This is a genomic window from Psychromonas sp. MB-3u-54, assembly GCF_002836415.1.
In the GTDB taxonomy this organism is placed as follows: Bacteria; Pseudomonadota; Gammaproteobacteria; order Enterobacterales; family Psychromonadaceae; genus Psychromonas.
Map to the genome: position 1 here is coordinate 1 of NZ_PJBP01000089.1, position 14221 is coordinate 14221.

Below are 14221 nucleotides of genomic sequence, written 5' to 3' on the forward strand. Positions count from 1 at the left end.
GATATTCCGGTCAGCCTGACGCTGAATGACATTGCGGGGAACACCAGCGCCACCTACGTCGACCCGATCAGCCAGACCGGTGATGCGATCGATGCCAACCTCCCGGTGATCTCCAGCGTTTCTATCCCTGACGTGGAGATGAAGGTGAGCGATACGGTCACGGTAACCCTGACGGTCGATGACGATGGCGGTGATACCTACAGTAATCTATCGGGCACTATTGATGGCTTTGCCTTAAGCAATCTGAGTCGTACCAATAACACCACCTACACCGCGGAGTTTACGGTGACCCATGGGGGGATCGATGTGGCCGCCATCGATGATATTCCTGTCAGTTTGACGCTGGATGACAGTGCGGGGAACAGCAGCGCTATCTACGACGCCGCGATCAGCCAGGACGGTGATATGATCGATGCCAACCTGACGGTGGTTGTTTTCGACCTGGTGGAAGGGATGTCTTCAGACGATGGCCAGAACAAGTTTTCGGTGGATGACGATTATCTGATTTATATTCGCGTCCCTTCTGACCCTGATGTCGCACTGTCAGCGGGCGAGGCAGCATGGAATATCTGGTCGGGTGGAGGAACCTTGAGTGAGTATAGCCAGATCGTTCTGGTGGGTGATGCAGCCGGTGGGATACTGGCGGCCGATGGCGATCCAGTGGGAGCCGCCACAACAACAGCAAAAGCAACAACAGCAGTTACAGGTACAGCTATACGTTGGAGTGAAACGCCTGAAGGTGGCGGAGATTTGCGGTACAATTTAAACTCCGACGGCGTTTTTTATGCCTACAAGCAGGCAGAATCATCCTCCGGTGTATTATCATCCACCGGTGTATTATGGAGAGATGACCGGTCTACCAGAGTCGACTGGGCTGCTAATCCAAACGCAGGGCAGACCTTCTCCGAGGTGTACCTTGAGCAGATGCCGGCTGGGGTATTGACCTCCCAGGGACTGGTGTAAGGCGGAGTCAGGGCGGCAGCCTTACGCCGCCTTGTACCCCGGTTGCATCTGTTGTTTGAGAGACGCAACAGGCGGGTTGGCTCAATTGAAACAGGCCGTTGCTTCAGCCTAACCGAGAATAACTGCACATCTATCAATGGTAACGAAATTATATAATTAATCACTCTTTCAGGCATGCTTTTTTGCATGCCCGTAGATAGTTATGACACAATCTCGTCACCCTCAAGTTTCCCTTTCAGATACCCCTTATTGCCCTTGTATTTCTTTTTGTGTTCGCCGCGCTTATGTCCAACCACTATCATCTTATGCCGCATGCAGATCAATCCATAAATCAGCAACAGACCTGATGAGCAAGTTTGTTAGTGGTGGAGACAGTTATATTCAAAGCCAGTGTTAGTTAAGGGGGGGCTGAAGCAATAAAAGGTATCAGATGTGGAAAATGTTACAGCCCTTGAAATCATCAACAAGCGGAGGGCGTTTAGCTGATATATATGGCCGATTGACGATTATTCTTGGCGCTAGCTTTTTTAGGCCGGTTTTTATCGGCGTATATCTGCATTAGCATTTTGATTCAATATTTTTTAGTTTTCCAAGATCTGAGTATTTTGAACCTAGAGCATATTCTAATGTTAATCGTTATTCAGATTTGGAATGATCGATGATTTTATTGTGTCATTATTATGATGAATGATAAGATTAGGTTATTGTAATGAACAACTTACAATCTTTATTCTGTTTATGTTCAAAAGGGCATGAAATGATTTTAATTGTTGAGTTAGCAGATGGTAAACAGCAAATGCTTGCTTTGGCTGAATCACAAACCCTTACTGTATTAAATGGTGCTGAAAGTAAAAATACCCTATATCGCTATTGACGGGGAATACTGCCTTTGCTGATATTAACCCGCCGTAGCCGTGGGTCATATTGGCAGGATTTAAGCGTTTATTTAACATGATTTAATGCTCGCCCGGTTGATTTTTAAAGACATAAAAACCACGCAACTTTTTGGGCATCATCAATACAAAGTCACTTCCAAATGAGATAAGTTGTTGGATAAGCGAAGGTATAATGAATGAATGAACTAAACGTATTAAGAAAACTGGCTGAACAGCAGCAACATGGCCCGTTAAAAGAGATGGCTGAAAGCCTTTACCAGAACACAGGCAATCCGGCCATTTTGCCGTTACTGGCAAGCGCCTGCGCCCATCTGGGTTTGAAACAGCAGACAGAAATACTTTATGGGCAGGCATTGGAGTCTTTGGCTGAGCTCGACTACGATGGCCGTTGCGATCTGGCCGCAGTGTTAATTGTGATGCAGCGACTTAATGAAGCTAACAGCATGCTCACGGAGATTCTGATTGAGCAGCCAATGCATGCGCTGGGGCATGCGCGTCTGGGTTATTGCTGTTTATTACAGGACGAGCAAAGCTGTGCGCAACAGCATTTTGAGCAGTCGCTCGCGTTGTTGCCTTCACGGTTAGTGGTGCATGGTAATCTGCTCAATCTGTATCTTAATCAGGCGCTCTATCAACAGGCACAGGAGCAGCTGGACAAGGCTTTTGAGCAGCTTGAGCAACAGTGTGATGAGCTGCCTAGTGGCATTTATCAGCAGTACTGGTTACAGTTTAATACTGTGCAGCTGCAGCTCTGGTTAAAAAATGAAGACTCTGCTCAAGCCGAAGACTGGCTGCAGCAGTTGTGTGAGCAGCAGCAGGCGGGGGAGTGTGAAGAAGCGTTGTTTATTCATTGCCTTCAACAATACAGCCGTTTACTCGCCGAGTCGGATCTGCACCAGCAGGCCAGCTATATTCTACGTAAGTATTTTAAACAGTACCCGAATAACAGCGACTTGTGCCTGACTTTATCGGAGCTTGCACAGGTGCAGGGCCACTTTATACAGGCAGTCAATCTGCTCCATAAAGCGCTTAAAAACGATTCGGAAAACATTACTCTCTGGATACAGCTGTCCAGTGCCTGTGTGCATCGTTTTGATAAAAAAGCGCGCAAGGCCGCTGAAAAAGCAGTGGCACTGGGGCAGGCATTGAAGGACACCCCCGAGCAGCCGCTAGCGCAGATCAAACGGCTACGGGCGCAGGCCGGTAATGCTCTGGCACAGGTGGAAAGTCAGGAGCAGAACTTTGACCTCTCGCAAAAAATATACCGTGATATTCTCGCCGAACACGCACATTTTCTGCCGGCACTGCAGGGGCTGGCGCAGCAACTGATGCAGCAGGGCCATATTGACGAAGCCCTTGAACTGTTTGAGCGGGTCAAACAGATAGATCCGATCAAAGGCCATTCGGCGCTGATTAATGCGCGGCGTTTTCCCGAAGATATAAATACCCTCGATAAAATGGCAATTGCCGCTAATCAACCGAGTATGGAAGGCAGCCTGAAAGCGGGTATTTTGTTTCAGCTGGCCTCCGCCTGGGAAAAACGTCAGGAATTTGATAAGGCGTTTGGCTTTGCAAAGCAGGCTAATGCCGCGAGTAAACAATTTTTACCCTATAACGCTAAAAAACACCGCAATCAGTGCGCGCGTTTGCGCCATGCTTTTTGTAGGGCGTTATTTGAACATCGTAAGGAGTGCGGGGTTGATTCGAGTTTGCCCGTTTATATAGTGGGCATGCCGCGCTCGGGGACGACCTTGGTTGAGCAGATCTTATCAGGTCACAGTGATATTTTTGGCGCCGGTGAGCTGGGGGTTATTCCTCAGGTTGTACAGGGGCTTAGCCGCTGGGAACGTCATACGGGCTCGGGACGCAGCTATCCCGACTGCATCGATGATCTCAATGCTTATGCAGCCGAGGGCATTGCCAATAATGTTCTCACAGAGCTTATCGAACTAGCTGCCGAGGATAAACCCGATGCCAAACATGTGCTGGATAAACTGCCCCATAATTTTGAAAATATTGGTCTGATCAAATTTCTTTTTCCCAACGCCAAAATAATTTCAGTGCGCCGCGACCCCCGGGATATTGCCATTTCTAATTATTTTACCGATTATCAGGCAAAGCATGGCGGCATGGGTTTTGCTTATGACCTTGAAACTATTGGTGAGCAACTGGCCGACCATAATCAGCTGATGCACCACTGGCAGCAGATCTTTCCGGGTGAGATTTTGGAATTGAATTACGAGGATGTGGTTGATGATCTGGAAGGCGCTGCGCGTAAGATGCTTGATTATATTGGCGTTGACTGGCAGCCGCAGGTGCTTAAATTTAATGAACTGCAGCGTACCGTTAAAACCGCCAGTGTCTGGCAGGTACGTCAGCCAATATATAAAACCTCAAAAGCGAAATGGAAGTCTTATAAGGGACATCTGGCTCCCTTAATAAAGGGCAGCAATGCTAAAATATTGCCCGATCCTATTACCAATATGCTGACCCTGCCGCAGCCCGGATTTTTAACCGATGGCGTGGCGCTCTATAAAAAAAATGATTTAGATGGCGCGGAGCGGAGTTTTAAAAAAATGCTGCATCACAATGCTGAACATGCAGCCTGCAATTACATGCTGGGGCTGGTTTATTTAAGTAAAAATCACCTCGATGAGGGTATTGTGCTGCTTGAAAAAGGGCTGGCCAAAGCCCCCTGGCATAAAGAGTGGCGGAATAATTTAATCAAAGCGTACCAGCTAAATGGCGACACAGAAAAAGTGCAAGCGTTGCAAACTCGCCCGGCTGCAAAAATCGACAATGATCATTTTGCAGTATCTGACAACCTGCATACACAAGTGAATTAGGCTGGTCAATATTACCCTTTAGCGCCTTTTTTGAGTGAGAGCTTAAATCCGTGTGCTAAGTGGCTTGATGCCCTGCACCTGAACATTTTTCAAGCAAAATAATAATTAAGAGATCATTAACTATGCGAATAAAAAGTGCTGATTTTAAGCCTGTGAAGCTTTTGTTATTAACACTCTGCAGTGTGATGGCAGCGGCGGCACAGGCCGAGACTGAACCGCTGTTATCAGAAGCCGCGCGCTTGCCGTTAATCTCTCAGGAAAATCCTGCCAATGCCGTTACCGGGCTGGCCGCTGCACTGCGTGCGACTATGATCCACAACCCTATGGTAAAGGGCAAGCAGGCGGAGCTTGAAGCGCAGCAGTATGGGGTCTCCAGTGCCAAAGCAAAACGTTATCCGACACTGTCGACGCAGGCCAGCAATGTGAATGATAATTATAATCAGGCGACCCTGCGGCTGGATCAGCCGATCTGGGCATTTGGTAAAATTGATACGGAAATTGCGCGGGCTGAATCCGAGGCTAATGCCGAGCAGTGGCGTTTATTGGATATTCAGCGCCAGCTGCTTGAAGAGACGGCAACGGTTTACGCAAAAATAGAGGGTATAAAGCTGCGCATACAGGTTGCGGAAATTAATACCGAGGCGCATCAGGGCTATTATGATCGCCTTGCGCGCCGCCAACAAGGGCAGTTATCCTCAGAAGCAGACATGCGCCTGGCTTATGCGCGTTTGCTGCAGGCGCAGTCACAGTTGCTGTCTTTTAAAGGGGAGCTGTCCGATGCGCAATCGGAGCTGCAAACCCTGACTCAGATTCGAGTTTCAACAGAGTTTGCCGTTGATCCTGTGCTGGCCCAATTACCCTCGAATGCGGCTGTTCAGCGGCTGGCGATTGCTCAAGAAGCTAATATTCTCCTTAAACGACAGAATTTACAAGTGCTTAGACTGGGGCTTAAAACAGAAAAACTGGCGTCGTTACCGACACTCTATTTTAGAGCGGAAGCCGATCTTTTAGACAGTACAAGCGGCAATAATGATCTGCGTGCCGGTCTGACCTTTGAAAGTAGTTTTGAAGGGCTGGGGTTAGTCGCACGCGGCCGAGTAAAAGGGGCAGAGGCTAATCTGGCCGCTGCGCGTTATGATTTGGACAGCTCGATTAATGAGACTCGTCGCCGGATTAGCTCATTGATGCTTAACCGCCAGATACAGCAGGGGTTAATCAGTGCTTATAAAGAAACAGTAGATGCCATGCAGGAAACCTTGGATTCATTTTTACGACAGTACGAAACAGGCCGAAAATCATGGTTGGAGCTGTTAAATATGCAACGTGAACTGACCGCCTTACAGATTCAACTGGTGCAGAGTAAAAATGACTGGTTAATTTTATCCTTACGCGTGGCGTCACTGACCGGTAGTTTAGATAAACAAGCCGGGCTAAATCAAAACCGTTTTAACAGAGCTGAAGAATAATATGACCGAGATGCAAAAAGAGAACGCGCAACAGGATAGCTCAGCAACGCTTGATCCTTCCCTGCAACAACAACCTTTGCCCGCTAAAGTATTAAAATTACTTTTTGAGCGTCTGGATATTTCAGTGCAGATGGGCGCATTAATACAGGCCTGTGAGCAGGCCGATAAATCGCTAACCGATGCCGCACCCGCCAAGCGTTTCAGTCTTATTGCGCATACGCTGAAATTACAGGGGGTGCAGGCCGCACAGCTGCGCTGGAGCCGCTTTGATCAGCGTCGTTTACCGGCGCTTATTTTTTATCAGGATCAATGGCAGTTGATTGAGCAGGGCAGTGACGCGCAATTAACCCTAACCAATGAGGCGGGGAAATGTCGTGATTTTTCTGAACAGATCTTAGAGGAGGCGATTGTACTGTGGCTGCGCACCGCGCCTAAAAATGAGCAGAGCTCTATCTTTTCACTTAAGGGCAATATAGCGGCGCGCTTAGTGTTTACTGAAATGTTTAAAACGCGGCGCTGGTTAGTCGATATTATTATTGCCACTGTCATTATTAATTTTCTGGCCGTGGCCACCTCAATTTTTGCCATGCAGGTTTATGACCGTGTTGTACCGACGCTGGCTTATGCAACGTTAACAACCCTAGTGACCGGTATGTTTATTGTACTGTCCCTTGACTGGCTGTTAAAAACAGTGCGCGCTCGCACCCTAGACAGTGTTAGCTGCGCCGTTGATAAAGCGGTTTCGCAACAGGTCTTTGACCATGTGACGCATTTGCAGTTAGACACACGGCCGCGCAGTTTAGGGACACTGGCAGCACAAGTGGGCGGTTTGGATTCGGTGCGCCAGTTCTTCAGCTCTGGCGTTGTATTTGCGCTAGTTGATATGCCCTTTGCGCTGTTTTTTATCGCTATTATAGCGGTTATCGGCGGCCATATCGGCTGGGTTTATCTGGCGCTGCTGCCTGTTGCCGCAATATTAGGATGGATAACTCAGAAACGCTTACGGCGTTTATTAAAAGAGCAGATGATGCGCTCTAATGAACGCCAGGGACTGCTGGTGGATGTTATTCAGGGCGCGGAGTCAATTCGTGCCAGTAATGCAAACTGGCGTTTTTCAACGCAGTGGCAGGCGATCACCGCGACTATTTCCCGTTATAATATCCGTCAGAAAGCGATCAGTAATTTTGCTACTGTGACCACCGGCAGCCTTTCGACCGTCGCCTATGTCTGCGCAATTGTGGTGGGGGTCGGGCAGATTGAAGCAGGTAATCTGACCATGGGTGCTCTGATTGCCTGCAGTATTCTAGGCGGGCGGGTAATTGCCCCGGTGTCACAGGGCATTCAGTATCTTTCCCAATGGCAAAGTGTGTCTCAGGCATTAGACATGGTTAATCAGGTGTTGCTGCTTGATAGTGAGCGCCGCACGGATCAAAACCTGCTGCTGCCTGAACAGGCGCCCGACAGTATGGCATTGGACGCAGTGACTTTTTCCTATCCGGAATCCCCTGTTCGGCAGTTAAAAATAGAGGCATTAACCTTTAAGGCCGGTGAACGTGTGGTATTGCTTGGTGCGATTGGCTCAGGTAAGTCAACCCTGTTAAAGGTATTGGCGGGTTTGTATCGTCCCAGTGAGGGCCGGGTACGTTTAGGTGATGCGGATTTATGGGAAATCGATCCGAATATAGTCTCGGATCATGTCAGTTATTTACCGCAGAATGTGCATCTTTTTAAGGGCACATTACGCAGTAATCTGACACTTTCTGGTGCAGTAAGTGACTCTCATCTTTTGCAGATTTCCAAACAGTTGGGGATTGAACGGATCGTTGCCGACAGCCCGATGGGCATGGATTTGGCGATCAGCGAAGGGGGTGAAGGTTTGTCGGGCGGACAGCGGCAGTTGGTCGGCTTAGGACGGGTCTTTTTAGCTCAGCCGAAAATCTGGTTGCTCGACGAACCGACCGCATCGCTGGACAATGAAAGTGAACAACAGATTTTAGCGGCCATTAGTGCGTATGTAAAAGCCGATGATATTCTGATTATTTCCACCCACAAGCCGGCCTTAGCTGCGCGATTGGCCAGCCGGGTGATTATTATGCAGCGCGGCGAGATCTCAGCCGATGGTAAACCGGAAACAGTACTGCCGAAAATGATGCAGCGCAAGGCACCGAACACAGCTGCCGCTACTAAGCCATCCGGCCCTCGGACACCTAAAAGTTTTAATCAGGATGTAATAAAAAAGGAATCAATTAATGTTATTTGATAGTTTTTTTGGAGATGATGACGCCGGCGGTAAAGAGAAGGCGGCGCGATTAGAAGGGTATTACCGGCGCAATTATTCCGTGGTTTTATGGGTATTATTATTGGGCATGATAGGTTTTGGTGTCTGGTCAGCAAGCTTTCGGATCGATCAAGTTGCGCGGGCGACGGGGGAGGTGATTGCCAGCAGCCGTGTGCAGATTATACAAGCGGTCGACGGGGGGGTTCTGTCGACCCTGAATGTCAAAGAAGGCGATCGTGTTGCCAAAGGCGAAGTATTGGCCACGTTAGACCAAACGCGTATTGGTGCGTCGGTAAAAGAAGTCGACGTGCGCTTATCGGCTTTAAAAGCCAAGGCGACCCGCTTACGTGCTGAAGTGACTGGCTCTAAACACTTAGTTTTTCCAGAAGAGGTGCAGCGTTTTCCTGATTTAATGAAGGTTGAAAGTGCTTTATTTGAGCAGAAACAAACCGGTTTATCGGAAGAGTTACGCACCCTTAAGGTGGCTGTTTCATTAGCACAGGAAGAGGCTGAATTAATTAAGGAACTGTCTGACTCGGGTGATGTTAACCGCACCGAGGTTATCCGTTCTGCGCGGGCGTTAAATGATGCACAGGCGCAGCTTATTAACCGTAAAAACAACTACCTTGAAGAGGTCAGTTCGGAATTGGCAAAAGCGGAGGATGAAATAGCGCAGAATGTGCAGATTTTAACCCAGCGTCAGCAGCAGTTAGTCGACAGTGTTTTTATTGCCTTGCTGCCGGGTATCGTTAAGAATGTGCGCGTAACAACACTGGGCGGCGTATTGCGCGGTGGGGATGAATTAATGCAGATTATCCCGATCGATGATGATCTGATTATTGAAGCTAAGATCAGCCCGGCTGATATTGGTCAAGTGCAAAAGGGGTTGCAGGCCACCATACGTTTTGATCCCTTTGATTACACCATTTTTGGCGGTGTTATCGGCGAGGTTATCTACGTCAGTGGAGATACGCTAAAAGAAGAGACCGGTCAGGGGGAAGAGATTTATTACCGTGTGCATGTCACCACTAAAACCTCGCCGGTGACCACAACCTCAGGTCGGATATTAGAAATACTGCCGGGTATGACAGCCCAGGTTGATATTAAAACCAGTGACAGAACCGTGCTTAACTATTTGTTAAAACCGCTGCGTAAAACGCTCTCTGAATCCTTTGGCGAGCGCTAGTTTTAGGGCGTTTCAGAGCCGTGAGCGAATTAAATGACGGCACTCAATATTGCCGGCTGATAATATTTTACTGCGAGTAAAGGTTTAAACTGATCAATACTTTCCTCAATAGGCGCTGAAAATGCGCTTATTAACAATGCTTCTGAAATATCATCTCCGTTATTCCTCACTGCTTACAGTCGTTATTTTACGGCAGGAACGTCTTAAATAAACTCAATATGTCGATAATCTCATCTCTAAAATTCAAAAATATAAATAGTAAGCTAAGCTTCTAGGGAGAATAAATAGTTAAAACGTATGGCATAAATTACAGTCGTTTATACGGCTCTGATTAGAATTAAAAATAAAGTTGCTCATCCTCAGAAACTGGGCAGGGGATTAAATGCAAAAACCGCTGGGTGATCCTGAAAGTGCCAAAAATGATCAGGCTATTAGCGATATTTCAAGCATTGCTTGCCTTTAGAAATGGTTATAAAAGCCGAGCAAAAGAGGTGTTATCTCTGCTGGATGACAAGCCGCTTTATTGTATGAAAAAGAACCAGGGTGGTGGGTATCTGCATCCCAGCAGGATTAAGCCGGAAGATTATCTTCTGCCAATTCGCATTTAAGCAGTGCATGCAATTGCAGCCAGCCTTTGTTAATTTTTTTGAACAACAAAAAAGAGGATTGTTATGATATCCAATATCATTGAAGTGATTAGCCGTGAGCGTGCGCTTGAAAAGTACTCAAACAGAAATCGTTTGTTGAGGGAAGCTGTCCCTTACGTCGGGCAAGCTAAACAAAGTGCGTCCGAGCCTAATAAAATTTTTTTGCGCCTGACCCCCCTGTCAAACAATGGCACGCTGCTTGAATTTAAAAGTGAAGATATTGTTGTTGCTGAAAACGTAGAGACCGTCGCCGACAAAGAAGGGGAAACATTTCAGATTGTTAAAATATGGGTTCGTATCGGCAGTATTGGTGTCAAGCTTGAACCCTTCTCCGTGCAGAATTATTCGAATGTTTTGGGCAAAGGTTTTAATGCATTAGCAGATGAAAAGTAAAAGAAAAGTTGGATTTGCGTCGCTCATTTAGGCCGGCCATTTGCAGTTACCGAGAGGCTTAATCAGACGGCGGGGTGATATTTTTCCCCTGTGATTTAATCAGTAAAAGTTTTTTTTAGGGTTACGTACTTTGCCCGCCGGAATGAACTATACGCTGATTTGCCCTAAAGGCATGGAGACGCGGCCTAAATTTAAAGCCTTTACCCAGTGGTTACACAGTCAATATGCTTAAAATATGATATTGATTTAGCGCGACATGTGCACCAGCTGAACCGGTAAAGTTCATATAAGAATTTACAACCTACAGATTTACAACCTACTGATTTACAGGCAATGTCTTAGCTTCTGGGAAAATTTAGCTTCCGTTTTCGGTATTGACCCGGGGGCATGCTAATGGATTTTTTAAAGCGCTTAGAAAAATTAAATACATCTTTATATCCCACTTGATCCGCTATTTGCTCTATTGACCAATTGGTATGGGTTAGAAGGTATTTTGCACGTTCCATACGCAAAAATATCAAATATTGAAGCGGACTTTTGCCATGATTTTTTTGAAATAATCGATGTAAGTGTGATTCTGAATAATGGATTAACTGCGTCATTTCTTTGATTGACCAATCAAAGTGCAAGCGTTTTTCAAAATCGCCTATCAATTGCTTAATCCGCAGATGCTCAACTGAGTTAGGGGAATGCGCGCTTAGGGTCTCTTGTAAATAATAGGATAACTGTTTCATAGGGGATTCACGTAAAACTTGATCTCGTTCGTAATAAATCAAACTTAACAGATGAAAAAGTTGTCTTGTGCTTTCGCACCCCGATACCGATGGACGATTAATACACAGATCATACCAGCGCGTGGAATCAGTTAAGTCAAACCAAACCATTGACCAACGAGGTGCCTTTAATTTAATTAAAAAGGGTTTGTGAGCAGGTAAAGTGATCAAGTTACCTTTTTCAACCCTTTGATGTCCGGCTTCGGTATAAAGTTCAAGACTGCCCTGCACACCGTAGATAATAGTGTGGCAAATCGGATCACGCCGACCAACACAATAATGCCCGGCTAAGTCAGAAACACCTGATAGTGCGATATCAAGTTCCGCTAATTCAGGCACTTTTTTACATTCTACGAAACGTTCATTACATTCAGGCCCAATTTCAAGAATATCTTTCCATTCTATCGTCATTTAATACCTATAAATAATGCCCTATGAGAGTTTTGGACAAAAATATGCAAGCTTATTCCATAACCTATAACCAAACTATAGATATAATATATATTCAAGAATGAGAAAAAAATTGTAGCTGTTATTTAATGCGACAATATTGACCCACACAGAACAGATAATTCGGAATGATAGCATGACAAATATTGAAATTTTAGGATTTACCTCCGCTTTCTTAACAACACTTTCATTTTTACCGCAAGCGATTCAAGTGATAAAAACCAGAGATACCACCTCATTATCATTAGCTATGTATACTCTTTTTACTTTAGGTGTGGCTTTTTGGCTGGCGTACGGTTTAATTAAACAAGATAGTGCAATGATAGTTGCCAACCTAATTACATTTATACTGGCCACCACTATTTTATCGATTAAAATTTATAATGAGTTCTTTGCCAAAAAAGATAAAAACAGGATCTACTCTTAAAATTGGTCTCGGAATGAAAGAGAGTTGATTTACGGAAGGGCAGACTATATTTATCAGAATAGTCTTAAAAATGCATATCCTGTCGATCAGCAACAGTTAAAAAAGATGTGTTAGTGATTAAAATAACTGCTTTACCTATAGCCCCAATTTATTGGAAAAAGAGGGGCATTGATATTTACCCGTCATGGCTCTTTCTTTCCCTAAAATGAGGAACGCCAACATGGGTGCCGCGAATATCGCCGTGCAGCATATTAGCCACTAAATGGTTATATTCCTGATGGGTTAGTTTAAGCAGGTTTTGATGATCTCCTGACTCAATATAAACAGATTCGGAAGCAAGTAAACTGTCATCAATTAACATCTTCACCTTGTAGGGGGCACCCATTGCGGGAATAGCTCCCGGGGAACAATCTGGAAACAGTTCCTGCAGTTTATATTCACTGACCAACTGGTAATGCTTGCCCGTGAGATTATTCACACCGATCAACGATAGGCGACTATTTGCAGGCACAGAGGCCATCAGGTAATCACCCTCATCATCTTGCAGCAGAACGGCTTTAGCAACTTCTTGAGCGGGCAGATGAGCCGAACGAGATGAGTTTAACAGTGTTAAGGCTCGCCGGTGTTTAACCGTATCGTAGTGGATTTTTTCATTGGTAAAATACGCTTTAAGTGTGATTGCAATGCCCATAAATACCTCCTCAAAAAATACTAAAGACACACGTTAGAGTATAGTCTACTCTCCATATTAGCGGGTAATGAAAGAGAGATTCTGCAGTCCAATAAACCTAACTGTCACAGGATTTAAGCCGATTGTCATTGAATGTCGAAAAATGTAATTTAGGGGGCTGTTTTGAATGCTGTTCGCGGATTTCCTGTTTTTAATAATGCTGCCGGGGATTAATTCTTTCTAATCGGTTTTACGGTTTTTCATATTCAGCGAGGATCTTGTTTGTGCGAATATTTAGCTTGCTATTGTATGTTCTTTTTTCAACATCATTGCTGGCTGATTGCCCTCAATTTTCAGTGCATAAAACCGTCACGTTAAAATATATTAATGACGGTGATACCGTGACCCTGGATAATGGGCAATTAGTTCGCTTTATCGGTATTAATACGCCCGAGATTGATTATTCGAATAAGCGTCAATCTCAGCCTTTTGCACTGGCGGCAAAGCGTTTATTAGAAGAACAGGCCAAAATGGGAGACAAGTTACAGTTAATCTTTGACCAAACCAAATTTGATAAATATGGCCGATTATTGGCCTATGTATTTACTCGAACAGGGACGAATTTAGGCTTGTTACAGTTACAATCCGGCCTTGCCAGACATTGGGTGATAGGAAAAAACGATCTGTTTTGGCAATGCTTTCAGAATGCAGAGCGACAAGCGCGTCTGGCAAAAAAAGGAGTATGGGCAGACTTTAGTCCTTTAAAAGCGCAAAGTTTATCGCTTAAGAATAAAGGTTATCAATATATTAGAGGACAAGTTACAGCTGTGCAGCAAACTAATCGAGGCTTGCAATTGACTTTAGATGGTAAATTGAAAGTCAATCTGAACCGAAAAACCTTAAATCATTTTAAAACATTGGGCACACAGTTTGGACTGCATAATAGTATTTTATTAACAGGTAATTTAAGATGGTCTCAGGGACAGTTACAATTAAGTGTTTATCATCCAGCACAAATATTGCCCTAAATTAATATCGGTTTTAACTATTAACATGCAGTATGTTAAGTGTAATTGAAATGAGCTGAGTTATTGATTTTTCGAACAATGGCACTTAACTTAAACTTAATTGCTCTACAGAAAAATTTAATCATTACCGGTTTTGTAAAGAAAATTGCATATATCTTGCTCATAACAATCAACTTTATAAAAAACAAGAAGACCTAA

General features: G+C 45.1%; 12 protein-coding genes. 10 read left to right on the top strand and 2 right to left on the bottom strand.

Features of this window, described 5'->3' with window-relative positions; translation table 11 throughout:
* From CXF72_RS02450 to CXF72_RS02475, 8 genes are all read left to right on the top strand, one after another.
* Window positions 1-963: hypothetical protein (locus CXF72_RS02450; RefSeq protein WP_198552479.1), on the top strand; the 963-nt coding region annotated here is incomplete at its 5' end.
* 709 nt (window positions 964-1672) lie between these two features.
* The gene (locus CXF72_RS19225; protein ID WP_157823175.1) at window positions 1673-1837 is read left to right on the top strand and encodes a hypothetical protein; all 165 of its coding nucleotides are present in this window, start codon (window positions 1673-1675) and stop codon (window positions 1835-1837) included.
* 198 nt (window positions 1838-2035) lie between these two features.
* Window positions 2036-4705, top strand: a complete 2670-nt coding sequence (locus tag CXF72_RS02455; RefSeq protein WP_101036652.1) for a tetratricopeptide repeat-containing sulfotransferase family protein — start codon at window positions 2036-2038, stop codon at window positions 4703-4705.
* Between the two features lie 122 nt (window positions 4706-4827).
* On the top strand, window positions 4828-6171 hold the full coding sequence (locus CXF72_RS02460; RefSeq protein WP_101036654.1) for a TolC family protein: 1344 nt from the start codon (window positions 4828-4830) through the stop codon (window positions 6169-6171).
* 1 nt (window position 6172) lies between these two features.
* Window positions 6173-8431 carry a peptidase domain-containing ABC transporter gene (locus CXF72_RS02465; RefSeq protein WP_101036656.1) on the top strand — a complete coding sequence of 753 codons (2259 nt, stop codon included), beginning with the start codon at window positions 6173-6175 and terminating at the stop codon, window positions 8429-8431.
* Window positions 8421-9635: an HlyD family efflux transporter periplasmic adaptor subunit gene (locus CXF72_RS02470; protein ID WP_101036658.1), complete on the top strand. Its 1215-nt coding sequence runs from the start codon at window positions 8421-8423 to the stop codon at window positions 9633-9635. Before CXF72_RS02465 ends, CXF72_RS02470 begins: the two co-directional genes overlap by 11 nt.
* A gap of 419 nt (window positions 9636-10054) precedes the next feature.
* A complete protein-coding gene (locus tag CXF72_RS19230) occupies window positions 10055-10243 on the top strand; it encodes a hypothetical protein (RefSeq protein WP_157823176.1) in 189 nt (62 codons plus the stop codon).
* Between the two features lie 63 nt (window positions 10244-10306).
* Complete coding sequence (locus CXF72_RS02475; RefSeq protein ID WP_101036660.1) at window positions 10307-10675, top strand: hypothetical protein; 369 nt, start codon at window positions 10307-10309, stop codon at window positions 10673-10675.
* Between the two features lie 338 nt (window positions 10676-11013).
* Here CXF72_RS02475 and CXF72_RS02485 read toward each other — a convergent pair whose 3' ends face one another.
* Complete coding sequence (locus tag CXF72_RS02485; protein WP_101036662.1) at window positions 11014-11859, bottom strand: helix-turn-helix transcriptional regulator; 846 nt, start codon at window positions 11857-11859, stop codon at window positions 11014-11016.
* Between the two features lie 175 nt (window positions 11860-12034).
* Between CXF72_RS02485 and CXF72_RS02490 the strand changes: the two genes are divergently transcribed.
* Window positions 12035-12325, top strand: a complete 291-nt coding sequence (locus CXF72_RS02490; RefSeq protein ID WP_101036664.1) for a SemiSWEET transporter — start codon at window positions 12035-12037, stop codon at window positions 12323-12325.
* Window positions 12326-12500: 175 nt separating this feature from the next.
* Here CXF72_RS02490 and CXF72_RS02495 read toward each other — a convergent pair whose 3' ends face one another.
* Window positions 12501-13016 carry a YbaK/EbsC family protein gene (locus CXF72_RS02495; RefSeq protein ID WP_101036665.1) on the bottom strand — a complete coding sequence of 172 codons (516 nt, stop codon included), beginning with the start codon at window positions 13014-13016 and terminating at the stop codon, window positions 12501-12503.
* 263 nt (window positions 13017-13279) lie between these two features.
* On the opposite strand from CXF72_RS02495, the gene CXF72_RS02500 reads away from it, so the two are divergent.
* Window positions 13280-14023: a thermonuclease family protein gene (locus CXF72_RS02500; protein WP_101036668.1), complete on the top strand. Its 744-nt coding sequence runs from the start codon at window positions 13280-13282 to the stop codon at window positions 14021-14023.
* The last annotated feature ends 198 nt before the right edge of the window (window positions 14024-14221 follow it).